Origin of the sequence: Nitrospirillum guanabarense (assembly GCF_034653355.1) — a bacterium.
In the GTDB taxonomy this organism is placed as follows: Bacteria; Pseudomonadota; Alphaproteobacteria; order Azospirillales; family Azospirillaceae; genus Nitrospirillum.
This window is the reverse complement of the sequence record NZ_JAYEER010000004.1, coordinates 1,708,235-1,731,690: the sequence shown is the minus strand read 5'-3', so window position 1 is coordinate 1,731,690 and position 23,456 is coordinate 1,708,235. Positions and strand designations below refer to the sequence as shown.

Below are 23,456 nucleotides of genomic sequence, written 5' to 3'. Positions count from 1 at the left end.
TCACCAGACGCGGCAGGCCTTTTCGCCCGCCACCATCTTGTCGGTGGGCTTGCAGTTGAACGCCTCCGCGAACTCCTTCATGTTCGAGAGGGTGCCGTTCACCCGGTATTCCCCCAGGGAATGCGGGTCGGTCTGGGCCTGAAGGCGCCGGTACTCCGGACGCGCCTCGCCGCACCAGACCTGGGCGAAGCCGTAGAAGAAGCGCTGGGCCGCCGTCAGGCCGCCGATCTTCTCATCCTTCTTCGTCCCCAGCCGTTCCATCAGGGCGCGGTAGGCGACACGGATGCCGCCGTTGTCGGCGGTGTTCTCACCCAGCTTCAGCTTGCCGTTCTCCTTCACGTCGCCGTCGGCGACATAACCGCCGTACTGGTCAACCAGGCACTGGGCGCGGGTCTTGAACTTCTCCGCGTCGTCGGCCGTCCACCAGTCCTTAAGGTTGCCGTCGCCGTCGAACTTGCGGCCCTGGTCGTCGAAGCCGTGGCTGATCTCATGGCCGATGACCACGCCGATGGCGCCGTAGTTCACGGCATCGTCGGCCGCGCTGTCGAAGAAGGGCGGCTGCAGGATGCCGGCCGGGAAGTTGATGTCGTTGTGGGTGGAGGAATAGTAGGCGTTGACGGTGGGCGGGGTCATGCCCCACTCACCCTTGTCCACCGGCTTGCCGATCTTGGCCATGTCGTAGTGGAACTCGAACAACTCGGCCCGCAGGGCGTTGCCCAGGGCGTCGCCCCGGCTGACCGTCAGGGCGCTGTAGTCCCGCCACTTGTCGGGGTAGCCGATCTTGGCGGTGAAGGCGTCCAGCTTGGCGTGCGCCTTGGCTTGGGTCTCCTTGCTCATCCAAGTCAGGGTGGGGAAGGTCTCATCCAGCGACTTGCGGATGTCCGCCACCATCTGCAGCATGCGGGCCTTCTTCTCCGGCCCGAAGGCGCGGGCGACGAAGTACTTGCCCAAATCCTCGCCCAGGGCGGTGTCGGTGGCGCTGACGCAGCGCTTCCACCGGGGCTTCATCTCCTTGGCGCCGCGCATGGTGCGCTCATAGAAATTGAAGTTCTCCTGCACGAAGGCGTCGGGCAGCCAGTTGGCATAGGCGCTGAGGGTGCGCCACGTCAGGTAGGTCTTGATGTCGGCCAGGCTCAGGCTGTGGATCAGCTCGTTTTCCCGCTTCATGTAGTCGGGATTGCTGACGTTCAGCGTGGCCGGCGGCTTCACGCCGGCGCCGTGGATGTAGGCCGTCCAGTCGATGGCCGGGTCCAGCGTCCGCAACGCGGCGAAGGTCTTGATGTGATACCGGTTCTCCGGCTCGCGCATGGCGACGCGGTCCAGCGAGGCGTCGGCCAGGCGCGTCTCGATGCCCATGACCGTCTGGGCCTTGGCGGCCGCGTCGGGTAGGCCCGCCAGCTCCATCATCTTCTGGATGTGGGCGACATAAGCGGCGCGCTGCTGCTTGGACTTCTCGTCGTCGCGGAAATAATACGGCTTGTCCGGCAGGCCCAGGCCGCCCTGGTAGACGCCGGCGATGACCTGGGTCGCGTCCTTGTAGTCCTGCTGCTGGCCCACGCGGTGGAAGGCGTTGACGCCCGCGATGTGCAGGTCGATCAGCAGGCCGGTCAGTCCCTTCTTGCCCTTCAGCCCGTTGATGCGGCCCAGCAGCGGCTGCAGCGGCGCCAAGCCCCGCGCCTCGATACCCTTCTCGTCCATGCAGGCGGCGTAGAAGTCGGCGACCCGTTGGCTTTCGGGCGTCGGATGGGCCGCCAGCTTCTCCAACTCGTCGTGCAGCAGGGCCAAATTGTCGTCGGCCAGCTTGTTGAAGGTGCCCCAGCGCGGCTGGTCGGCCGGGATGGGGTTGCGCTTGTTCCACACGCTGCAGGCGTGCAGGAAGAAGTTCTCGCAGGGGCTGACGTCGTTATCCACCACCGGCAGGCCGGGGGCGGCCGGGGTGCTGGCCCCCTGGGTGGGCGGCGCCGGCTGGGCGGCGGAGGCCGGCGGTGCCGGCGCCTTGGTGTCGGTGGATTGGCAGCCGGCCAAGCCGGCGGCGGCGATCAGGGCGGCCAGTGCGGCCGATGTGGAAAGGCTGCGTACCCCGGACATGTGATCCATCGTCTGTTGTTGTCGTTGGGCCCCGCGGTGTCCCCTTTCCGGCCGGTGCCGCTGCCCACGGCGACCAGGCCAGGGACCCCGAAGGGGTCAAAATCAAGGACGCCCGAAAATTTGATGCCGGGCGAAATGATTTGATGGGGGCGACAGTACCATAGGCGTCGCGCGGTCAGGAGAGCGCCTTATGTAACCGCTCTGTAACCGGGGCGGCTCCGGGCGGCAGCAGACGCGCCAGATTGTCGCGCAAGGCTTGGGAGCAGGGCGGCGCGGGCGCCGGCCAGCCGGCGGCCACCTGTTCCAACGCCGCCATGTACAGCCGCTCGGCCTCCAGCTCCGCCTTCTTGACCGCCTGGCGCAGGGCCTCGTTCTCGCAGGCGCCGGCCGCCAGGGCTTTCAGCGCGCGGCGGGCCTGGCGCAGGGGCTCGATGATGGGCGCGCGCCAATGGGCGGTGGCGACCCGCGCCGCGGCCACGTCACCGTGGCTCAGGGCGCGGCCCCGGGCCGCGGCCCAGGCGCCCCACAGCAGCAGGGGCACGTCGGCGCCGTGAGCGTCCTGCGCCTCCAGGCAGATGTCGGCCACGCCGGGCCGGGCGTAGGCGTCCAGGGCGTAAGGCCAGAAATCAGGCAAGGGGTTCGCCCACATAGATGCCCAGGCCCCGGGCGGTGCGCACCAGGGTGCCGTCCACTTCCACCGCCGCATAGGCCTTGATGGCGTCGGCGATGGGCACGTCGATGACTTTGCGGTTGGACCAGGCCACCATGCGGTCGTATTTCCCGTGCGCGATCAAATCCACGGCATGCACGCCGAAGGCCGACGCGATCAGCCGGTCGCGGGGGTTGGGCGACCCGCCGCGCTGCACATGGCCCAGCACGGTGACGCGCGTCTCCGCCCCCGTCGCCTCCGCGATCAGGTGGCCGATGTAGCTGCCGATGCCGCCGTAACGCTTCTGGCCGTCGGTGAACTCCTGGCGGGCCTTGCCGCCGCCGGGCAGGTTGGCCGCTTCGGACACCACCACCAGGGCGAAGTTGCGGCCCTGGGCGCGAATCTGGCGGATGCGGTTGGCCACGCCGTCCACCGTCCAGGGGATTTCCGGCAGCAGGATGACGTCCGCGCCGCCGGCGATGCCGGCCGCCAGGGCGATGTGGCCGGCATCGCGTCCCATGACCTCCAGCACCATGACGCGGGCATGGCTGGCGGCGGTGGGCTGCAGGCGGTCCAACGCCTCCGTCGCCACGGCCACGGCGGTGTCGTAGCCGACCGAGACTTCGGTCAGGCCCAGATCGTTGTCGATGGTCTTGGGGATGCCCACCAGGTTCAGGCCGCCCTCTTGCGCCAGACGGCGCAGGATGGCCAGGCTGCCGTCGCCGCCGATGCCGATCAGCGCGTCCAGGCCCAGTTCCTTGCAGCCGCTGATGATTTCCTGCGACCGGTCCTTCTTCGTCCCGTCAAGCATGGGATAGGCGAAGGGGTCGCCCTTATTGGTGGTGCCCAGCACGGTGCCGCCCTGGCGCAGGATGGTGCCGTCCACCTGGGAGGGCAGCAGCACGCGGTGGCGCACCGGCCTGTCCAGCAGGCCGTGGGTGCCTTCCTCGATACCCAGCACCTGCCAGCTGTAGGTCGTGACGGCGCGGTGGACCACGGCGCGGATGACGGCGTTCAGGCCGGCGCAATCACCGCCGCTGGTCAGGATGCCGATGCGCTTGCCGCTGCTCATGGCCGTGTCCATCCCCTTAATCGAAATGATGATCGAGACTTGAGTTTGAGGAAAACCGGATCTGTCCGCAATCGCCGAGAGGCATGCCGAAAGGCAGCACCCCTACCGCCGGATTTCTGGTATAGATCGCCCGGTGATCGAGATTGGCGAACGCTAAAAGGCACGGATGACTGAACAACACACCCTGAAGGAGAAGCTGGCGACGCTTCGGGTGGAGCATCGTGACCTCGACGACATCATCACCCGCCTGACGGGCCAGTACCCGGTGGATCAGCTTCAGATTCAGCGACTGAAGAAGCGCAAGCTGCTGCTCAAGGACTTGATCGCGCGCCTGGAGAGCGAACTGCTGCCCGACATCATCGCTTGATGTCATTTCCCATCCTGGACAGGCCCCGTCCGGGCGTGGCCGGCATGCGGTGCCGGCACTTGCGTGGCCGCTTTCCGCTCCTATAATCCGGCGCTTCCTTTTAGCCCGGGGGGAGCAACACCGGTGAGCCAGAAGCCTGAAAGCGCGCCGCTGGTCGGCATCATCATGGGCAGCCAGTCCGACTGGGCCACCATGCGCCACGGCGCCGCCGTGCTTGAGGAATTGGGCGTCCCGTTCGAGACGCGCATCGTCTCCGCCCATCGTACCCCCCATCGCCTGGTCGACTACGCCACCACGGCCCGTGGCCGCGGCCTGAAGGTCATCGTCGCCGGCGCCGGTGGTGCCGCGCACCTGCCGGGCATGGCGGCCGCCATGACGCCGCTGCCCGTGTTCGGCGTGCCGGTGGAAAGCCACGCGCTGAAGGGCATGGACAGCCTGCTGTCCATCGCGCAGATGCCCGGCGGCATCCCGGTGGGCACCCTGGCCATCGGCAAGGCCGGCGCCATCAACGCCGCCTTGCTGGCCGCCGCCGTGCTGGCGCTGAGCGACCAGCGCCTGGCCGACGCCCTGGACGCCTGGCGCGCCGCCCAGACCGAACGCGTGGCCCTGGAACCCCGGGACGAGGCATGAGCACTGAAGGTTTGAGGGTCGTCCCGCCCGGTTCGACCATCGGCATGCTGGGCAACGGACAGCTGGGCCGCATGACGGCGCTGGCCGCCGCCAACCTGGGCTACCGCACCCACGCCTTCGGGCCGGATCGGGACAGCCCCTGCGCCCAGGTGGTGTCGGTGGAAACCCTGGCGGCCTTCGATGACTGGGCGGCACTGGAGGCTTTCGCCCAGGCCGTCGACGTGGTGACGCTGGAGTGGGAGAACATCCCCACGGCCACCATCGATTTCCTGGCCGCCCGCGTGCCGACCTTCCCCGGCGCCCATGTCCTGGCCGTCGCCCAGGACCGGCTGGAAGAAAAGACCTTCGCCAACACGCTTGGCATCGGCACCGCGCCCTTCCGGTCGGTGACCGGCGTCGATTCCCTGCGTGCCGCCGTGGCCGACCTGGGCACGCCGTCCATCCTCAAGTCCGCCCGCATGGGTTATGACGGCAAGGGCCAGGTGCGCCTGGGGCCCGACAGCGACCTGGCCGCCGCCTGGGAGGCGTTGCGCACCGACAGCGCCGTGCTGGAGGGTTTCGTCACCTTCGCCTGTGAGGTTTCGGTCATCGTCGCGCGCCGTGCCGATGGCGTCATGGCCGCCTTCCCGGTGGTGGAGAACCGCCACGCCAAGGGCATCCTGGATGAGACGCTGGTGCCGGCGGCCGTGACCCCGGCGGTCGCGGCTGAGGCCGCGCGCATCGCCCGGACGCTGACGGAGGCGCTGGGCGTCGTCGGCCTGTTGGCGGTGGAGATGTTCGTGACGCCGGACGGTCAGGTGCTGGTGAACGAGGTGGCGCCCCGGCCGCATAACTCCGGTCACTGGACCATGGATTTCTGCGCCACCAGCCAGTTCGAACAGCTGGTGCGCGCCGTCTGCGGCCTGCCGCTGGGCGCGACCGACATCATGGCGCCCTGCATGATGAAGAACCTGATCGGCGACGACGCCGACCAGTGGCATGAGCTGCTGGCCGAACCCGGCGCCCGCCTGCACCTTTACGGCAAGGCGGAGGCCCGCCCCGGCCGCAAGATGGGGCACGTGAACCGGCCGCGGTGACGCGGCCGGCGCTGTCGGCCGCTGTTATCGGATCGCGGCATCGATGACGGCGTCGATGAAATGGTCGTCCATCTCCTCCTTCGCGAACCAGCGGCGGAAGAAGAAGGGCCCTGCCAGCAGGGCGACGATATCGCTTGTGACGCGATCCCGAGGGATCTCTCCTTTGGCCTTGGCGCGTTCTATGACGGCCTCGAACGGCGCCATGAAGGCCTTGTGTAGCGCCGCCTGCATGGCGCAAATCTCGGCATCGCGCTCCGCGGCATCGATGATCGACGGATAAACGGAACTCCAGTTTGCCGTCCGCAGCTGATGGGCGAGATGGGAGAGCAGGGCCCGCGCATCGCTTCGCAGGCCGCCGGTATCAGGCGCGACGGGAGCGCCCCCCAGACGGGAACAGGCATCGATCAGCAAGGCCGACCGTGATGGCCAGTGGCGATAAATGGTCGTCTTTGAAATCCCCGAGATGCGGGAAATTTCGTCAATACTCACGCCGGCGATGCCGCTCTGCACCAGCTGCCGGTAGGTTTCAGCCAGCACTTTCGCTTTGGAGCGTTCAACCCGTTTATCCGTGATCTGCGTTGGTCCCGACATGGGACTCCTTCCTCCCTTGACAGGTAACAGTACGCTACCGTAGCGTAGCATAAGAACGATGACGTTCACTATCGACACCCCGGTATGGCGCCGCAAGTGGAAAGGATGCCCCCATGAAGTTCGCCTACACGCGCCTTGTCACCGAAGACGTTCCCAAACTCGCGGGGTTCTACGAGAAGCTGCTGGCGACGCCGTCGGCCGGTAATGGCGATTATGTGGAGTTCCGCCCGGGGGGCGCGATCCTTGCGCTGGTCAGCCGGAGGGCTTGCGAATTCATGCATGGCGGGGATTGGGTCACCGGTTCCAACCAATCGGCGATCCTGGAATTTCAGGTCGATGATGTCGATCGGGAACGCGACCGTATCGACGTCCTGGTGACGGACTGGCTACAGCAGCCCAAGGACATGCCTTGGGGCAACCGCTCCATGCTGTTCCGCGACCCCGACGGCAACACGATCAATTTCTTCAGACCCTCTGCCACCAACACCTGAACTGGCGGTCACAGCGCGCCAATGTCCGGCTTGTCGTGGACCGGGAACGCATGGGGCCGGCTAGCGTTTCCCGCCCTAGTCCTCGCCGTCCGCGGGTCCCAGCTTCTTCCCCGCCATATCCGCTTCCTGGCGGTCCTGGCGCTGCTGGTCGACCGTGCGCTCGGCCTTGGTGCGGCCATGGACGACGCGGTTCTCGGCCGCCTTGGCCGCCCGTTCTTCCTTGGCCTTCTGCTTGCGGAACCGGTTCAGGTTGACTACGTCGCCCACGGCCGTCTTTCCTTCGTCATGACGCTCGGGAACGCCTGATCGTCGAGGATGGCCCTCGCCGGGTAGGCCCGGATGATCCTTGCGTCCCAAGTCACTAACCTAACCTTAACCCAGGTTCAGCATTGTTCAAGATGGGTTTGTTCCGCCACCCGTATCGAGGTATGAATTGCCTCACGAATTGGGCGGCATTTTATCGACAAGCCCAGGCAGTTGTTAACCATGTTGGACCCGGGGCCGGCGAATTCTGTGCTTCGCCTTGGACGCCGGGCCGATTTTCTTCGAGGGTCAGGGCGGTATGGACGGTTTTGCGGGCGATGTGGCCAAGCGGCGGCGGCGGGCGACACCGGTGTCCCCCGCACCGGCGGAACGTCCCGCCAGCGCGGCGCCGGCGCGGCGCTCCGTCAATCTGGCGCTGCAGGGGGGCGGCTCCCACGGGGCCTTCACCTGGGGCGTGCTGGACCGCTTGCTGGAAGATGGCCGGCTGGACGTCGAGGGCATCAGCGGCACCAGCGCCGGCGCCGTCAACGGCGCCCTGCTGGCCTATGGCCTGCTGACCGGCGGGGCGGAGGAGGCGCGCGCCCTGCTGCACCGGCTGTGGCGGCGCATGGCCAAAAGCTCCGCCGCCGGCCCGCTGCAGCCCACGTGGCTGGATTGGATGACGGGCGGGGCGGGGCGGCGCAACCTGGACCATTCGCCGATCTACGCCGGACTGGACATGATGGTGCGCATGATGTCGCCCTATCAGTTCAACCCGCTGGGGCTCAATCCCATGCGCGATGTGCTGGACGGCCTGATCGACTTCGATGTGCTGCGTCGATCCGACACGGTGCGCCTGTTCGTCAGCGCCACCAACGTCAATCGTGGCCAGTTGCGGGTGTTCAAGGGCCAGGACCTGTCCATTGAGGCGCTGCTGGCCTCGGCCTGCGTGCCCATCCTGTTCCAGGCGGTGGAGGTCGAGGGGGAGCCGTACTGGGACGGCGGCTACATGGGCAATCCCACACTCCATCCCTTGCTGCACCACTGCCAGGCCACCGACATCCTGGTGGTGCAGGTGACCCCGCTGCAGCGCCCCACCGTTCCCACGGCGCCCAGCGCCATCGTCGACCGCATGAGCGAGATCGGCTTCAACGCCACCCTGCTGCGTGAACTGAAGTCGCTGGAGCTGGTGAACCGCCTGTGCGCGGACCACGGCATCGACCCGGCGGAGGCTGGTGTGCGTCCCGTCTACCTGCACCTGGTGGAGCCGGGGGCCGCCATGGCCGACCTGGGCGTCTCCAGCAAGCTGAACGCCGACTGGGGCTTCCTGACCGAGCTGCGGGACATGGGCCGGGCGGCGGCGGAGGATTGGCTCACCCGCTGCTACGACCGGGTGGGCCGCGAAAGCAGCTTCGCGGCGGAGCGGGCGTTCATCTGAGGCCTCTCCCGATCGGGGCACCACCCTACGCCGCAGGCCTGGTTTTCGCGCTCCGACGACGGGGGTGGCGGGGCCGGCTACACCGTCCAGCCAAATCTCCCCCGCTTTCAAACCCATCAGCGCCACTACCCTATCTCGAATGCCCGGCGGCGTTATGCCGCCTGCACCCCGCCCGCCCTGTCCTTTCGGGTGGTTGGGACGGTTGAGGCTTGGCCCCGCCGTCCGACCCGGTAGGATGAGGGCATGCCGTTGATCTGCCTCATGGTCGCCCCTGTCGCGACCTGGGAGGATCGTGGCGCCGAAGCGATAAAAGGGGACCAACGGTCCCAAAAGGGGGGGTAAACGGATGAGCGGACGCTATGCGGAAGTGTACAACCGGTCCCTGGATGATCCCGAGGGTTTCTGGGGTGAGGCCGCGCGGGCCATCGACTGGATCCGTCCGTGGGATCATGTGCTGGACGACAGCCGCGCGCCCCTGTTCCGCTGGTTCTCCGGCGGGCAGCTGAACACCTGCTGGAACGCGCTGGACCGGCATGTGGCGGCGGGGCGGGGCGACCAGGTGGCGCTGATCCATGACCGGCCCGTCACCAACACCGTGGCTGCATACACCTACGGCGAGCTGCTGGACCTGACGGCGCGCTTCGCCGGCCTGCTGGCGGCGCAAGGGGTGGGGAAGGGCGATCGGGTTATCCTCTACATGCCCATGGTGGCCGAGGCTGTCATCGCCATGCTGGCCTGCGCCCGGCTGGGCGCCATCCATTCCGTCGTCTTCGGCGGCTTCGCCGCACGCGAACTGGCCACCCGTCTGGACGATGCCAAGCCCAAGGTGGTGGTCTCCGCCTCCTGCGGCATCGAGGGCGCGCGCGTCATCCCCTACAAGCCCCTGCTGGACAGCGCCATCGACCAGGCCGCCCACAAGCCGGCCCGCTGCATCATCCTGCAGCGGCCGCAGGAGGTGGCGCCCCTGACACCGGGTCGCGACATCGACTGGACGGAGATCGAGGGCGCTGAACCGCACGATTGCGTGCCGGTGGCCGCCACCGACCCGCTGTACATCCTCTACACCTCCGGCACCACGGGCCAGCCCAAGGGCGTGGTGCGCGACAATGGCGGCCATGCCGTGGCCCTGAAGTGGACCATGGAAAACTTCTACGGCCTGAAACCGGGGGAGGTGTTCTGGGCCGCCAGCGATGTGGGCTGGGTGGTCGGGCACAGCTATATCGTCTATGGCCCCCTGCTGCACGGCGCCACCACCGTGCTGTACGAGGGCAAGCCCGTGGGCACGCCGGATGCCAGCGCTTACTGGCGGGTGATCAGCCAGCACAAGGTGAGCATGCTGTTCACCGCCCCGACCGCCTTCCGCGCCATCAAGCGCGAGGATCCGGAGGGGCTGCTGCTCAGGAATTTCGACCTCAGCCACTTCCGTCAGCTCTACCTGGCGGGCGAGCGGTCGGACAGCGATACCCTGCGTTGGGCCGAAACCCACCTGAAGGTGCCGGTCATCGACAATTGGTGGCAGACGGAAACCGGCTGGCCCGTCGCGGGCAACCCGGTGGGCCTAGGGCTGATGCCGGTGAAGCACGGCTCCGTCGCCCGGCCGTTGCCGGGCTGGGACGTGCGGGTGCTGGACGGGCAGGGGCATGAGGTGCCGCCGGGCACACTGGGGGCCGTCACCATGCGTCTGCCGTTGCCGCCTGGCGCCCTGCCCACCCTGTGGAACGCGGAGGAGCGCTTCATCCGCGGCTACCTCTCCGAATATCCGGGCTTCTACCACACCTCGGACGCCGGCTATGTCGACGAGGACGGCTACCTGTTCATCATGGCTCGCACCGATGACATCATCAACGTGGCGGGTCACCGCCTGTCCACCGGCGCCATGGAAGAGGTGCTGGCCGGCCATCCCGACGTGGCGGAGTGCGCCGTCATCGGCGTGCATGACGCGTTGAAGGGTCAGCTGCCCCTGGGCTTCCTCGTGCTGAAGGCCGGGGTGACCCGGCCGCACGGGACCATCGTGGCCGAGGTGGTCCAGCGGGTGCGTGAGATCATCGGCCCCGTGGCGGCCTTCCGCCAGGCCTTGGTGGTGGACCGGCTGCCCAAGACCAGGTCAGGAAAAATCCTGCGGGCGACCATGCAGAAGATCGCCGACCAGGAGGCCTGGGCCATGCCCGCCACCATTGACGATCCGGCTATTCTGGAGGAGATCGGGGCGGCCCTCGCCGCCGCTGGGTTCGGACGCAAATCTGTTTGGAATCAATAAGGTGTCGACCCGCACCTGCCGTATTGGGGTACCTCCCATGTGGCAAAATTGTGACGGTGCGTTGACTGATCTGCGGTCTTCATTGCCGAAGTGGGTTGACTGGCCCGCGTGCCCTGCATACCGTCCGTTTCGAAGTTTGGTACGGGTTGAACGGGCGGGCAAAATCAGGCAGCCGGAAAACCGGCGCCGCTGGGAATGTGAAAGGGCCGCAGCGCAATAGCTGCGGCCCTTTCCATTTTTACACTTTGAAAACGCGGCACCTGAGAAGATGCGATACTTGGAAGGCGGGCCTGGACGGTCGCCCATCCAGGCCCAACTCTTGCGGAGCCTTAGTTGGCCGCCTGCCCGGTAGGCAAGGCGGTCGAGGCCTGGCCCAGGTTGGCGATGGGGATATGGCGGGGCTTGGCCGTCTCCGGCACCTCGCGCACCAGGTCGATGTGCAGCAGGCCGTTCTCCAACGCCGCACCCGTCACCCGGATGTGCTCCGCCAACTGGAAGCGCCGCTCAAAGGCGCGGGCGGCGATGCCCCGGTGCAGGTACTGGGTCTGCTGGGCCGGCGTCTCATCCTTGCGGGACTTGCCGATCACCGTCAGCGCGTTCTCCTGCGTCACGATGTCGATCTCTTCCTGGCTGAAGCCGGCGACCGCCATGGTGATGCGATAGTCGTCGTCCCCGCGCTTTTCGATGTTGTAGGGCGGGTAGGCGTTGCCCTGGTCCTCGGTCTTCAGCGCCAACTCCATCAGGCGGGTCAGGCGGTCGAAGCCGACGGTGGAGCGGAACAGCGGGGACAGGTCGTAACTGCGCATGATAATCCTCCGGTAGAGCGATCACCCCGGCCCCTGGGCGCCATCCTGGCCGTCCCTGCGGGTGGGGCTTCATGCCGGCTCCAGGAACCCCTCCAGGGCATTCCCGCCGACGCAGTTTCATCTGTGAACGCCCTTCCTGGATTTCAATAGGGGGCCGGCCCTGGAAAACTCGAGGTGACGCGCCTTGGAAATCCCGCGCCTTATTTCCGAAGATTTAAGCCTTTCGCGGCACCCTGAAGCGTCACCGTCTGTGACCAGAAGGTGACCCCGGCCCGCCGCGTATTGCGGGCGTGGGCGTTTCGACCCTACAGTTGTCGTCCGTGCCCGGGTTACGCCCATGGGATCACCCCATTCGGCATCCAGGACCAGCCCGGAGAAAGGTTCCTCGTTGCTCGAGTCCAATGCCTTTTTCGACCGGACGTACGAGGAGACGATGGCCCTCCTGGTTGAGGCACGCAACTACGTGGCCTTCCAGGAAGCCAAGGACCAGCGGGGACTGCCGCCCCAGGTCCGATTGCAGATCAGCTACGAATTGTTGCGCGTCACCAGCCGCCTGACCCAGGTCATGGCCTGGCTGCTGGCGCTTAAAGCCCTGCATGCCCATGAGCTGACGGCCGACCAGGTGCTGGGGGAACAGTTCGCCCTGTCCGGCGGCGCCATCTGCAGCGACCCGTCGGGCCCCGACAATGCTGAATTGCCGCCTGGCCTGCGCTCCCTGCTGCAACGCAGCCACAGCCTCTATATGCGCGCCGAGCGCCTGGAAGACCAATACCGGCGCAGCGTGGCCTGACGCTGGTTCCTCAGGCGCCGGCAGGCCCATCGGGCCTTTCGCTATCCTTGTTCCGCCCTGCGGTTGCTCACTCCGGGGCCTGCGGTCGCAGGCCTGGGGGCACTTCCGGCTTAAGGCAGGGGCGGCGCGTGAGCAGCAAAAAAGAGCGCCCCGGATGGGACGCCCTTTCTTGAAAGCGTGAGCGGCGTGCGGCGTGGGCCGCCCGCGGCTTACTTCAGGCCCAGGCCCGAGAAGCGGCGGTTGAACTTGGCGATCTGGCCGCCGGTGTCGACCAGCTTCTGCACGCCCGTCCACGCCGGGTGCGACTTCGGGTCGATGTCCAGGCGCAGCGTGTCGCCGGCCTTGCCCATGGTGCTCCGGGTCTTGAACGAGGTGCCGTCGGTCATGACGACGGTGATCTCATGGTAGTCCGGGTGAATGTCAGCTTTCATGATCGCCCAAGTCCCAAAACAAAATCTCGAAATGCGAAGCCGGGCTTATAGCCAAAACCACCCTCGGGATCAACACCCGATCGTGCGCTTCTCATGCGCGCGGACACCACAACCGCGCATGGCTGACGCCACGCGGCGGTGAAGGAAAGGGTTGGCGATGGTTGCCCCACGGCCGCCGACGCATTACCTAAGCCATCACGCGCACGGGACCAAGCTGATTGTTCGGGGTGGCTTGAATAATGGGAACCGTGCGCCCCGTTCAGACAGATTGGGAACATCGCCGGTGACCGACGCCGCCACGACACCCGCCCCGGGCCGTAAGTCCCTGCGGCCCTTGGCCTTCCTGCTGCCCTTCGTGCGGCCCTACGTGTGGCATTCGGTGGGGGCGGGCATCGCCCTGCTGCTGGCGGCGGCCACCACCATCGGCATGGGCCGCGGGCTTCAGGCGGTGGTGGACCAAGGCTTCGTCACCAGCAATCCGCAGCTGCTGGACCACGCGCTGCTGGTCATGCTGGGCGTCATCCTGGTGCTGGCCGGGTCCACCTATGTCCGGTTCTCCCTGGTTTCCTGGGTGGGGGAACGCGTGGTGGCCGACATCCGCCGGGCGGTTTTCGACCATCTGGTGACCCTGTCGCCCGGATTCTTCGAATCGACCCGCACGGGTGAGGTGCTGTCGCGCCTGACCACGGACACCACCCTGCTGCAGACCGTCGTGGGGTCCACCGTTTCCATCGCGCTGCGCAACGCGCTGATGCTGATGGGCGGCCTGATCATGCTGGCCATCACCAGCGCCAAGCTGACGGCCCTGGTGCTGATCGTCGTGCCCCTGGTGGTGCTGCCCATCGTCATCCTGGGCCGGTCCCTGCGCAAGCTCAGCAAGGCCAGCCAGGACCGCGTGGCCGACGTGGGTGCCCAGGTGGATGAGACGCTGGGCGGCATCCGCATCGTCCAGGCCTTCGGGCATGAGGCCATCGAAACGGCGCGGTTCGGCGCCCGGGTTGAGGACGCCTTCACCACCGCCGTGCGCCGCATCCGTGTGCGGGCGCTGATGGCCATGATCATCATCTCCCTGGTCATGGGGGCCATCGGCGTCATCCTGTGGATTGGCGGGCACGACGTGCTGGCGGGCCGCATCTCCGCCGGCCAGCTCTCCGCCTTCATCTTCTATTCCGTGCTGGTGGCCGGCGCCGTTGGCGCCATCTCCGAGGTTACGGGCGAACTGCAGCGCGCCGCCGGCGCCATGGAGCGGCTGGTGGATTTGCTGGAGACCAAGCCGGACATCGTGGCCCCACCCAACCCGGTGGCGCTGCCCACGCCCGCCATCGGCACCGTGGCGTTCGAGGGCGTGCGCTTCCACTATCCCTCCCGCTCCGACTATGCCGCGCTGGAGGGCTTGGACCTGACGGTGGCGCCGGGCGAGACCGTGGCCATCGTCGGCCCCAGCGGGGCGGGCAAGACCACCCTGTTCCAGCTGCTGCTGCGCTTCTACGACCCCCAGGACGGCCGTGTGCTGGTGGACGGCGTGGACGTGCGCACCGCCACCCCGGCCGATGTGCGCGCCCGCTTAGGCATCGTCCCGCAGGAGGCGGTGATCTTCTCCACCAACGCGTGGGAGAACATCCGCTATGGCCGGCCCGAGGCGACCGATGAGGAGGTGCGCGCCGCCGCCCGCGCCGCCCATGCGCTGGACTTCCTGGAGGCGCTGCCCGAGGGCCTGGGAACCTATCTGGGTGAGAAGGGCGTGCGCCTGTCCGGCGGCCAGCGCCAGCGCATCGCCATCGCCCGCGCCATCCTGCGCAATCCGAAGATCCTGCTGCTGGACGAGGCCACGTCGGCCCTGGACGCGGAGAGCGAACGCGGGGTGCAACTGGCGCTGGAAACCCTGATGAAGGACCGCACCACCCTCATCATCGCCCACCGCCTGGCCACCGTGCTGAACGCCGACCGCATCATCGTCCTGGACAAGGGCAGGATCGTCGCCAGCGGCCGGCATGAGGACCTGATCCGCCAGGGCGGTCTCTACGCCCGCCTCGCGGCCTTGCAGTTCGACGCGGCCAAGGGAATCGGCGACGCGGCGGAGTGACTAAAGTTATTAGTTAGTCCACTGGACACTAACAACCATCTGCCTGAATTTTTCCATTTGCTCTGAAGCGGAACCAGGTCCGTAGACCATGACCAGTCCCCCCTGCCGTCAGGGCTAATGATAAGAAAAAATAAGTCAAAGAGTTGGCGGCCACCGAGTTGCTGCTCAGTGCCAACGGAGATGACAAAGGACTTGTCAGGGAGTGTTTCCTCCGCGATCGGAGAAACGATATTCTTGCCGTGAATGAGCATGGGGATTGTCATGAGGTATGCCCCGTCGTGAAGGTTCTTCACGGCGACCTCCGGCGGCTCACCCTTTTCCGCCGCATCGTCTATGACATTCAGAGTAATTAAGGTGCCGTCATCGCCTTTAAATGAATCCATCATCCGGCTTGTGCCCCGGGAATAGCCGCTGGGCAGGGTGACTGTAAGACCATCCTTGCTCCAAGTCTCAGCACGGGCGTTCCTGTGGCTTGTTGTGAGCGCAAGAATGGCGACGACAGAAAGAACGACCTTCAAGAATGGCCTAGTGATGCTCATGGCGCTTCCCTTCCTATTCAGTGCGCCCCGCCCTCCAGATAAGCCGCGCGTACCTGTTCGTTGGCCAGCAGTTCGCGCCCTGAGCCCGTCAGCACCACCTCGCCCGAGGCCAGGACATAGGCGCGGTGAGCCAGCTTCAGGGCGTGATAGGCGTTCTGCTCCACCAGCAGGATGGTCATGCCGCGCTCCCGGTTCAGCTGTTCGATGACCTGGAAGATCTGGCGGATGATGAGGGGGGCGAGGCCCAGCGAGGGCTCGTCCAGCAGCAGCATGCGCGGGCGGCTCATCAGCGCGCGGGAGATGGCCAGCATCTGCTGCTCCCCGCCCGACAGGGTGCCGGCGCGCTGGGCCTGGCGCTTCTCCAGGATGGGGAACAGGCCGTAGCAGGTGGCCAGGTCCTCGGCGAAATGGGCGGGATCGGCCAGGGTGGCGCCCAGCTGCAGGTTCTCCAGCACCGTCATGCGCGGGAAGATGCGCCGCCCCTCCGGCACCTGGGCGATGCCTTGGGTCGCGATCAGGTGCGGGGGGATGCCCACCAGGCTTCTGTCCTGGAACAGGATCCGCCCCTGCGTCGGCTTCGGGTTGCCGCAAATGGTCATCAGCAGGGTGGACTTGCCGGCACCATTGGCGCCGATCAGGGTGACGATCTCCCCCTCGTTCACCGTGACATTGACGCCGCGCAGGGCGTGCACGGGACCGTAGCTGGCGTGGACGTCGGACAGTTGCAGCAGCGGGCCGGCCATCAGTGCGCGCCCCCGCCGGCGGTCGCGACGTCATCGGCGTCGGGCTCGCCCAGATAGGCCTTGATCACCCGCTCGTCATTGCGGATTTCGGCGGGCGTGCCGGCGGCGATGCGGGCGCCATGGTCGACGACGAAGATGTGGTCGGAGATATCCATGACCAGGCCCATGTCATGTTCGATCAGCAGGATGCCGATGCCGTGTTCGGCGCGGATGCCGGCCAGCAGCTCAGCCAACGCGCGGGTTTCGCGCGGGTTCAGGCCGGCGGCCGGTTCGTCCAGGCACAGCAGCAGCGGGTTGGTGCTCATGGCGCGGGCGATCTCCACCCGGCGCTGCATGCCGTAGGACAGGTTGCCCGCCGCCTCATCCGCCACGGCCAGCAGGTCCAGCCGGCGCAGCCAGTCGCGGGCGGTGTCCACCGCCGCCTCTTCCGCGGCGCGCCAGCCCTTCAGGTTCAGCAGGCCGGCCAGGGAGAAGACGGACCTGGGCATCAGCGCCTGGTGCTGGGCCACCAGCAGGTTTTCCAGCACCGTCATGCTGGGGAACAGGCGGATGTTCTGGAAGGTGCGGACGACGCCGGTGCGAGCGACGCCATAGCCCTTCAGCTTTTGCAACTCGATGGGCCCCCGGGTCGGGTGGCGCAGCAGCAGCCGGCCGGCTGTGGGTTTGTAGAAGCCGGTCAGGCAGTTGAAGATGGTGGTCTTGCCCGCGCCGTTGGGTCCGATCAAGGCGGTGATGCGGTTGCTTTCCGCCGTCAGGTCCACGCCGTCCACAGCCAGCAGGCCGCCGAATTGCATGGTGAGGCCCTGAACATCAAGAAGGGGCGCACCAAAAAGGGGTTCGGTCATTTCAGGCGGCCTCCGCCACGGGCTTGGGCTTGGCGGTGGACAGCCGGATGGTCGGCAGCCGGCCGGACAGCAGGCCGCCGGGCTTCCAGATCATGATCAGGATCATGGCCAGGCCGAAGGCCAGCATGCGGTAGTCGGCGAAACCGCGCGCCAATTCCGGCAGCACGACGATGAACAAGGCGGCGATGATCACGCCCGCCTGGCTGCCCATGCCGCCCAGCACGACGATGGCCAGGATGGTGGCCGACTCCATGAAGCCGAAGCTTTCCGGGCTGACGAAGCCCTGGCGGGCGGCGAAGAAACAGCCGGCCAGGCCACCCATCAGGGCGCCGGTGGCATAGGCGGAAACCTTCACCATGGTGGGGTTGATGCCCAGGGAGCGGCAGGCGATCTCATCCTCGCGCAACGCTTCCCAGGCGCGGCCGATGGGCAGGCGGCGCAGTCGGGCCACGGTGTAGGCCGCCAGCGCGGTCAGCGCCAGAATGACCAGGTAGAGGAAGATCAGCCGATGTTCCGGGGCGTAGGCAATGCCCGTCACCTCGCTGAAGGTGTGGCCGCCGGCCGGCGCGCGCCGGTCGAAGGTCAGGCCGAACAGGGTGGGGCGGGCGATGCCGGAGACGCCGTTAGGTCCGCCGGTCAGGCCCTGCCAGTTCAGGATGACGATACGGGTGATCTCACCAAAGCCCAGGGTGACGATGGCGAGGTAATCGCCGCGCAGCCGCAGGATGGGCAGGGACAGGACCACGGCGAACAGGCTGGACGCCAGGCCGCCCGCCGCCAGCGCCGGCCAGAAGCCCCAGTGCAGCTGCGTGGTGGTCAGGGCGCAGGTATAGGCGCCGATGGCGTAGAAGGCGGCGAAGCCCAGGTCCAGCAAGCCGGCCAGGCCGACCGTGATGTTCAGGCCCGTCGCCAGCAGGATGTAGATCAGCGCCGTTGTGCCCAGGTCGATGACATAGCGGTTGGCGAAGGGCAGGAAGGGCAGGGCGACGGCGGCCAGGATCAGCAGCGGCCCGCCCCAAGGGCGCAGGCGCTGGGCGGCCGCCGGCAGGCGCCACGCCACCAGGGGGGCCGCGGACTTGGCCAGCGGTGCCGCCAGCAGGCCGAGGATCAGCCGGCCCAGGAAGACGATGGCACCGGCCAGGGGCACATAGGCCAGGTTGGCCTGCACCACCAGGCCCTGGTCCAGGTTGACGGTGCGCAGGCCCAGGAAGGGCACGGCCAGCGCCATGGCGACCAGGCCGGCGATGACGGCCTCACGCAGACGGTGCACGAAGGGAATCGGGGTGCTCGCGGGTGCGGCCATGGCCTCACACCTTCTCGATGTCAGGACGGCCCAGCAGGCCCGAGGGGCGGACCACCAGCACCAGGATCAGGATGGAGAACGCCGCCACGTCCTTGTAGGCGCTGGAGACGTAGCCGGAGAAGAAGGCCTCGATCAGGCCGATCAGCAAACCGCCCAGCATGGCGCCCGGCAGGCTGCCGATGCCGCCCAGCACGGCGGCGGTGAAGGCCTTCATGCCGGCCAGGAAGCCGATGTAGAAGTCGATGACGCCATAATAGAGCGTGACCATGACGCCGGCCACCGCCGCCAGCCCGGCCCCCAGCACGAAGGTGAGGGAGATGGTGCGGTCGACGTTGATGCCCAGCAAGGCCGCCATGGTCCGGTCCTGTTCACACGCCCGCTGGGCGCGGCCCAGGGCGGTGCGGTTGATGACCAGGGTGAACCCGGCCATCAGCGCCACGGTCAGCAGGATGATGAACATCTGGATGTTGGTCAGGCCCAGGCTGAAGTCGCCGTCGTGCCACAGGGTGACGCCGCCCGTCATGACCGGGGGCAGCGACTTCGATCGCGCCCCCTGGGTCAGCATGACGAAGTTCTGCAGCAGGATGGACATGCCGATGGCGGAGATGAAGGGCGCCAGCTTGGGCGCCGTGCGCAGCGGGCGATAGGCCACGCGCTCGATGGTCCAGCCATAGGCGGCGGTGAAGGTGCAGGAGATGGCCAGCACGATGACCAGGGCCAGTGGCACCGAGGTCACGCCCGCCCCCAGCAGCAGGGTGAAGGTGGTGACGGCGATGAAGGCGCCGATCATGTAAATCTCGCCATGGGCGAAATTGATCATGCGGATGATGCCGTACACCATGGTGTAGCCGATGGCGATCAGTCCATAGATGGCGCCCAGGGTCAGGCCGTTGATCAAATGCTGTAGGAATGTGCCGACTGCCAGCGTGAAACCCATTGCCGCCTTAACCGCCCCTATCCATGGCTGCCCGGCGTGCTTCGGGCCGGTTCCCGCGCCGGCTTTGGCGCGGGTCCGCCCTGCCGGGACCGGCTGCGACCTTAACCCCAGTGCGCAGGGGCGGCAAGGCGGGGGCGGGGGGCGCGGGGGTGAAAATGCTGTGGGCGCAACATTTTTTACTGGCGGCGGCGGATAATTGGCGGGAGGGGCGCCGGTCAGGCGCCGTAATTCTCCGATGGTGATACTGTTAAATGCTTGTAGAGGATGGTCGTGGCCAGGGCCGAGCCGTCGACATGGATGGCATAGCCCGGGATGTCGCCCACGGTCCGGAACCCGACGGAACGGTACAGCGCCCGGCCCTCGTCACTGCCGGTGTCCAGCAGCAGCAGGGTGCGGCCCTCCGCCCGCGCCAGCGCCTCCACGGCGGTCATCAACGCCCGGCCGATGCCGCGTTGGCGGGCGTCGGGATGGACCAGCATCTTGGCCACCTCCGCCCGGTGGCGGCCGTTGGGCGGGCCGGCCAGCAACAGTTGTACCGTGCCCACCAGCCTGCCCCCCGACCAGGCGCCCAGCAGGCGCCGCCCGCCCGTTTCCAGGCCTGGCCTCAAGCCTTGCCAGAAGGCGGCGGCCTCTTCCTCGGCGAAGGGCAGGATGAAGCCGACGCTGGCCCCGGCCAGGACGCAGGCGTGCAGGATGCCGGCCAGCGCCGGGGTCAGGACGTCCAGCTCGGCGGTGGGGATTTCGCGGATGGCCAGGGGGGTCATGGTGGCTCGGGGGTTTCTCAGGGGCGGGTGATGGCGATGACGTAGCGCGCGGCTTGAGGGCCTGGGCAGTGGAAGCGGCTGCCGCCCGTCAGGCGATAGCGCAGCGCGTCCCCGGCCGACAGCGCATGGGGGATGCCGTCGAGCGTCAGCTCCAGCCGGCCTTCCAGCATCCAAAGATGATGCTCCAGCCCCGCCACCGGCGGCGCCTGATAGGCGATGACGGCACCGGGCGGCAGCGTGCCCTCCACCATTTCGGTCATGTAGCCGCTGGCGGGCGGGGAGATGCCCTGGCGCCGGAAGCCCGTCTCCGGATCGGTCCAGACGGGCTGGGACTCGCGGGGTATGAACTGCTGCGGATCGGCCTCCACCTCCGCCAGCAGGCGGGACATGGGCCGTTCGTAGGCGGTGCACAGCCGCCCCAGCAAAGCGGCGGTGGGGCTGGTTTCCCCTCGCTCCAGTCGGGACAGGGTGGCGCGGCTGATGCCGCTGCGTTCCGCCAACGCCTCCAGGGTCCAGCCGCGTTCCAGGCGCAGGCTGGCGAGGCGGTCGGCCAGACGCTGGTCGAAAAGGTCGGGTGTCTGTTCCATATCGGGAATATTTCCCATATCTGGGAAAATCGTCAAGCTCCGCTCATCCTACCGCAGCGCAAAATCATCTTATCTTTCGCGGGCGACCTGGGCATGCTGATCGCTTCCGCTTCCACAGGCGGACAACGATGGAAACAGAGGGGTGACCGATGGGGTCCTGGCAGGGTGGCAAGGGGCGGTTGGCGAAGGGCATCACGCGTCGTGGGGTGCTTAATTCCATAAGCGGGGCGCTGGCCGCGTTTGCGGTGTTCGCCGTCCTGCCGCAGGTTCAGGCCAAGGAGACGGCGACCGCGCCGGCCGCCCTGCTGTCGGGCGGTGCCGTGGCCTCGGCCGACACCTTCGGCACGGGCGCCGGAGCGGAGATCCTCAAGGCCGGCGGCAACGCCGTGGACGCGGCCGTGGCCACCGCTTTCGCCCTGGCCGTGACCTACCCCGAGGCCGGCAACATCGGCGGCGGCGGCTTCATGACCCTGTTCGTCGACGGCAAGCCCTACTTCGTCGACTACCGCGAGGTGGCGCCCAAGGCGGCCACCCGTACCATGTACCTGGATGCCCAGGGCAATGTGATCCCCAAGCTCAGCCTGGTGGGCGCCAAGGCCGCCGGCGTGCCCGGCACCGTCATGGGCCTGTGGGAGGCGCACCACCGCTTCGGCACGCTGCCCTGGGCCCGGGTCATCCAACCGGCCATCACCCTGGCGGAGAAGGGCTTCCTGCCGTCCGACAAGATCATCGCCTACCGCACCGACATGATGGCGCAGTTCGCGGGCACCAACTTCGCCCAGTACTTCGGGAAGATGGAGCCGGGCAAGATCTTCACCCAGCCGGAACTGGCCGAGACGCTGAAGCGCATCGCCAAGGACGGGCCCAAGGAGTTCTACACCGGCAAGACGGCGCAGCTGCTGGTCGCGCAGATGAAGAAGGACGGTGGCCTGATCACGGCGCAGGACCTGGCGGACTACAAGGCCAAGTGGCGCGAACCCATCCAGTTCACCTGGCAGGGCAACGTCGTCTACACCGCCCCGCCGCCCAGCTCGGGCGGGGAGGCGCTGGCGCAGCTCTTGAAGATGAAGGAGCTGCGCGCCGCGGACTTCAAGGACGTGCCGCTGAATTCCGCCAAGTACATCCACCTGCTGGCGGAGATCGAGAAGCGGGTGTTCGCGGATCGCGCCGAATACCTGGGCGATCCGGACTTCTACAAGGTGCCGGTGGACAAGCTGATCAGCGACGACTACCTGGCCAGGCGGGCCGGGGAGATCAACCCGAGCGCCATTTCCCCCACGCCCGACGTGAAGCCGGGGCTGGAGCCCAACGAGACCACGCACTTCTCCGTCGTCGACAAGTGGGGCAACGCCGTCGCCAACACCTACACCCTGAATTTCGAGTTCGGGAACGGCGAGGTGGTGGAGGGTGCCGGCTTCCTGATGAATGACGAGATGGACGACTTCAGCGCCAAGCCGGGCGTGCCCAACGGCTTCGGCGTGGTGGGCAAGGACGCCAACGCCATCCAGCCGGGCAAGCGCATGCTGTCCTCGATGACCCCCACCATCGTGACCCGTGACGGCAAGGTCAGCCTGGTGCTGGGCACGCCCGGCGGTTCCCGCATCTTCACCGGCGTCTTCCAGGTGATGAGCGACGTCTATGACTTCCACATGCCCTTGCAGGCGGCGGTGGCGGCCCAGCGGGTGCACCACCAGCTGCTGCCCAAGGACACCATCTATTACGACCCCTACGCCCCGCTGACGGGCCCGGAGGCCGACAAGCTGAAGGCCATGGGCTACACGCTGGTGAACCAGGGTTGGAACATGGGCGATGTGGAGGCCGTGCGCGTGATTGGCACGGATCTGGAAACCGCGTCCGATCCGCGCGGCCGCGGCGCGGGTCAGGTGGTGCACTGACCACAAACCGCTGTTTTCATTTATGAATTGGCTGAGCGCTTAAAGTTCCCGGCCGATTTACAATTACGGTCGCATTAAGGCAAACATCGCCCTTAAATCGTCAACATCCGCCTCCAGGATACGAGCCATGGGAAGCCGACGACGGCCTGAGCCGACAAGCGAGCATCCCCCTTTTTGGAGGTAAGATCATGACGAGCGATTTCCTGCGTCTGGCGAAGGTGAAGCGCTTTGCCGCGGTTGCCGCACTGGTCGTGGTCGGGGTCGCCGCATCATCCGGCCTGACCGCGACCAAGGCGAACGCCGACGAGTATTGGGGCCATCACCACCGCGACTACTACCGCTACCACGACTATTACCGTCCGCGGGTCTACGTGGCGCCGCCGTACTACTATGGCCCGCCCCGCCCGGTGTACGTCCCGCCCCCGGTGTACTACGCCCCGCCGCCCCCGCCCCCGGTCTACTATCCGTCGGCTGGCCTGAACGTGGTCATTCCCATCCGCTAATCCCCTAACCCCAACCCCTTGACGCCAATGATCTAGCCGGCATCAAGCCCGGCCCCGGGGCGGAGCCCTGCCTGGTTCCGCCCCGGCTTTGGAAGCAGTGAGGCCATCATGTTGAAGAAAGCCGTCATCGTCGTTGTCGCCGGGTCCCTGCTGGCCGGCTGTTCCGGCCTGAACGCCCGCCAGCAGCGCGCGCTGTCCGGTGGCGCCATCGGCGCCGCGGGCGGTGCCGCCCTGACCGCCATCGTCGGCGGGCCCGTCCTGGCGGGTGCCGCCATCGGTGCCGCCGGCGGTGCCGCCGTCGGCGCCTTGATCAAGCCGTAAGGCTGGT

At 67.2% G+C, this 23,456-nt stretch carries 25 protein-coding genes; 11 read left to right on the top strand and 14 right to left on the bottom strand.

Annotated elements, in window-relative coordinates:
- The 3 genes from UAA55_RS26030 to UAA55_RS26020 all read right to left on the bottom strand — a co-directional run bounded on the left by UAA55_RS26030 (window position 1) and on the right by UAA55_RS26020 (window position 3,809).
- Window positions 1-2,088: a M13 family metallopeptidase gene (locus UAA55_RS26030; protein ID WP_322956414.1), complete on the bottom strand. Its 2,088-nt coding sequence runs from the start codon at window positions 2,086-2,088 to the stop codon at window positions 1-3.
- A 175-nt stretch (window positions 2,089-2,263) separates the two neighbouring features.
- Window positions 2,264-2,722, bottom strand: coding sequence for a TIGR02444 family protein (locus UAA55_RS26025; protein ID WP_322956412.1), 459 nt, complete (start codon window positions 2,720-2,722; stop codon window positions 2,264-2,266).
- On the bottom strand, window positions 2,715-3,809 hold the full coding sequence (locus UAA55_RS26020; RefSeq protein WP_322956411.1) for an ATP-dependent 6-phosphofructokinase: 1,095 nt from the start codon (window positions 3,807-3,809) through the stop codon (window positions 2,715-2,717). The genes UAA55_RS26025 and UAA55_RS26020 overlap by 8 nt, the downstream gene beginning before the upstream one ends.
- A gap of 166 nt (window positions 3,810-3,975) precedes the next feature.
- On the opposite strand from UAA55_RS26020, the gene UAA55_RS26015 reads away from it, so the two are divergent.
- From UAA55_RS26015 to UAA55_RS26005, 3 genes are all read left to right on the top strand, one after another.
- Entirely contained in the window at window positions 3,976-4,176 is a 201-nt protein-coding gene (locus UAA55_RS26015) for a YdcH family protein (protein WP_322956408.1), read from the top strand.
- Window positions 4,177-4,341: 165 nt separating this feature from the next.
- Window positions 4,342-4,806 (top strand): 5-(carboxyamino)imidazole ribonucleotide mutase, encoded by a 465-nt coding sequence (purE, locus tag UAA55_RS26010; RefSeq protein ID WP_322957766.1) that lies wholly within the window; start codon window positions 4,342-4,344, stop codon window positions 4,804-4,806.
- On the top strand, window positions 4,803-5,882 hold the full coding sequence (locus tag UAA55_RS26005; RefSeq protein WP_322956407.1) for a 5-(carboxyamino)imidazole ribonucleotide synthase: 1,080 nt from the start codon (window positions 4,803-4,805) through the stop codon (window positions 5,880-5,882). The genes purE and UAA55_RS26005 overlap by 4 nt, the downstream gene beginning before the upstream one ends.
- Before the next feature lie 24 nt (window positions 5,883-5,906).
- Here UAA55_RS26005 and UAA55_RS26000 read toward each other — a convergent pair whose 3' ends face one another.
- Window positions 5,907-6,473, bottom strand: a complete 567-nt coding sequence (locus UAA55_RS26000; protein ID WP_322956405.1) for a TetR/AcrR family transcriptional regulator — start codon at window positions 6,471-6,473, stop codon at window positions 5,907-5,909.
- 113 nt (window positions 6,474-6,586) lie between these two features.
- Here UAA55_RS26000 and UAA55_RS25995 point away from each other — a divergent pair, with 113 nt between their 5' ends.
- Window positions 6,587-6,964 (top strand): VOC family protein, encoded by a 378-nt coding sequence (locus UAA55_RS25995; RefSeq protein WP_322956403.1) that lies wholly within the window; start codon window positions 6,587-6,589, stop codon window positions 6,962-6,964.
- Window positions 6,965-7,039: 75 nt separating this feature from the next.
- Here the strand turns inward: UAA55_RS25995 and UAA55_RS25990 are convergent, their stop codons facing one another.
- Window positions 7,040-7,231 carry a DUF4169 family protein gene (locus tag UAA55_RS25990; protein ID WP_322956401.1) on the bottom strand — a complete coding sequence of 64 codons (192 nt, stop codon included), beginning with the start codon at window positions 7,229-7,231 and terminating at the stop codon, window positions 7,040-7,042.
- A gap of 295 nt (window positions 7,232-7,526) precedes the next feature.
- Between UAA55_RS25990 and UAA55_RS25985 the strand changes: the two genes are divergently transcribed.
- Together UAA55_RS25985 and UAA55_RS25980 are read left to right on the top strand one after the other, a co-directional pair.
- Window positions 7,527-8,645 (top strand): patatin-like phospholipase family protein, encoded by a 1,119-nt coding sequence (locus tag UAA55_RS25985; RefSeq protein WP_322956400.1) that lies wholly within the window; start codon window positions 7,527-7,529, stop codon window positions 8,643-8,645.
- Window positions 8,646-8,991: 346 nt separating this feature from the next.
- Complete coding sequence (locus UAA55_RS25980) at window positions 8,992-10,902, top strand: propionyl-CoA synthetase (RefSeq protein ID WP_322956399.1); 1,911 nt, start codon at window positions 8,992-8,994, stop codon at window positions 10,900-10,902.
- A 329-nt stretch (window positions 10,903-11,231) separates the two neighbouring features.
- Here UAA55_RS25980 and UAA55_RS25975 read toward each other — a convergent pair whose 3' ends face one another.
- Window positions 11,232-11,708, bottom strand: a complete 477-nt coding sequence (locus tag UAA55_RS25975; protein ID WP_322956398.1) for an Hsp20 family protein — start codon at window positions 11,706-11,708, stop codon at window positions 11,232-11,234.
- A gap of 337 nt (window positions 11,709-12,045) precedes the next feature.
- On the opposite strand from UAA55_RS25975, the gene UAA55_RS25970 reads away from it, so the two are divergent.
- Window positions 12,046-12,498, top strand: a complete 453-nt coding sequence (locus tag UAA55_RS25970; RefSeq protein WP_322956397.1) for a DUF1465 family protein — start codon at window positions 12,046-12,048, stop codon at window positions 12,496-12,498.
- Between the two features lie 209 nt (window positions 12,499-12,707).
- On the opposite strand, the gene rpmE is transcribed toward UAA55_RS25970, so the two are convergent.
- The gene (gene rpmE / locus UAA55_RS25965; RefSeq protein WP_040848326.1) at window positions 12,708-12,929 is read right to left on the bottom strand and encodes a 50S ribosomal protein L31; all 222 of its coding nucleotides are present in this window, start codon (window positions 12,927-12,929) and stop codon (window positions 12,708-12,710) included.
- Between the two features lie 283 nt (window positions 12,930-13,212).
- Here rpmE and UAA55_RS25960 point away from each other — a divergent pair, with 283 nt between their 5' ends.
- Complete coding sequence (locus UAA55_RS25960; RefSeq protein ID WP_322956396.1) at window positions 13,213-15,012, top strand: ABC transporter transmembrane domain-containing protein; 1,800 nt, start codon at window positions 13,213-13,215, stop codon at window positions 15,010-15,012.
- On the opposite strand, the gene UAA55_RS25955 is transcribed toward UAA55_RS25960, so the two are convergent.
- The 7 genes from UAA55_RS25955 to UAA55_RS25925 form a co-directional block, all read right to left on the bottom strand.
- Window positions 14,949-15,551: a hypothetical protein gene (locus tag UAA55_RS25955; protein WP_322956395.1), complete on the bottom strand. Its 603-nt coding sequence runs from the start codon at window positions 15,549-15,551 to the stop codon at window positions 14,949-14,951. The two genes, UAA55_RS25960 and UAA55_RS25955, sit on opposite strands and share 64 nt — an antisense overlap.
- Window positions 15,552-15,568: 17 nt before the next feature.
- Entirely contained in the window at window positions 15,569-16,294 is a 726-nt protein-coding gene (locus UAA55_RS25950) for an ABC transporter ATP-binding protein (RefSeq protein ID WP_322956394.1), read from the bottom strand.
- A complete protein-coding gene (locus UAA55_RS25945; RefSeq protein ID WP_322956393.1) occupies window positions 16,294-17,139 on the bottom strand; it encodes an ATP-binding cassette domain-containing protein in 846 nt (281 codons plus the stop codon). The genes UAA55_RS25950 and UAA55_RS25945 overlap by 1 nt, the downstream gene beginning before the upstream one ends.
- A 1-nt stretch (window position 17,140) precedes the next feature.
- Window positions 17,141-18,442 (bottom strand): high-affinity branched-chain amino acid ABC transporter permease LivM, encoded by a 1,302-nt coding sequence (gene livM / locus UAA55_RS25940; protein WP_322956392.1) that lies wholly within the window; start codon window positions 18,440-18,442, stop codon window positions 17,141-17,143.
- Between the two features lie 4 nt (window positions 18,443-18,446).
- Entirely contained in the window at window positions 18,447-19,379 is a 933-nt protein-coding gene (locus tag UAA55_RS25935; RefSeq protein ID WP_004273582.1) for an ABC transporter permease subunit, read from the bottom strand.
- A 215-nt stretch (window positions 19,380-19,594) separates the two neighbouring features.
- Window positions 19,595-20,143: a GNAT family N-acetyltransferase gene (locus tag UAA55_RS25930; RefSeq protein ID WP_322956391.1), complete on the bottom strand. Its 549-nt coding sequence runs from the start codon at window positions 20,141-20,143 to the stop codon at window positions 19,595-19,597.
- A 17-nt stretch (window positions 20,144-20,160) separates the two neighbouring features.
- Entirely contained in the window at window positions 20,161-20,730 is a 570-nt protein-coding gene (locus tag UAA55_RS25925) for a helix-turn-helix domain-containing protein (RefSeq protein WP_322956390.1), read from the bottom strand.
- A 245-nt stretch (window positions 20,731-20,975) separates the two neighbouring features.
- Here UAA55_RS25925 and ggt point away from each other — a divergent pair, with 245 nt between their 5' ends.
- From ggt to UAA55_RS25910, 3 genes are all read left to right on the top strand, one after another.
- Window positions 20,976-22,625, top strand: coding sequence for a gamma-glutamyltransferase (gene ggt, locus UAA55_RS25920; protein WP_322956389.1), 1,650 nt, complete (start codon window positions 20,976-20,978; stop codon window positions 22,623-22,625).
- A gap of 188 nt (window positions 22,626-22,813) precedes the next feature.
- Window positions 22,814-23,128, top strand: coding sequence for a hypothetical protein (locus UAA55_RS25915; protein WP_322956388.1), 315 nt, complete (start codon window positions 22,814-22,816; stop codon window positions 23,126-23,128).
- 108 nt (window positions 23,129-23,236) lie between these two features.
- A complete protein-coding gene (locus tag UAA55_RS25910) occupies window positions 23,237-23,449 on the top strand; it encodes a hypothetical protein (protein WP_145729569.1) in 213 nt (70 codons plus the stop codon).
- The last annotated feature ends 7 nt before the right edge of the window (window positions 23,450-23,456 follow it).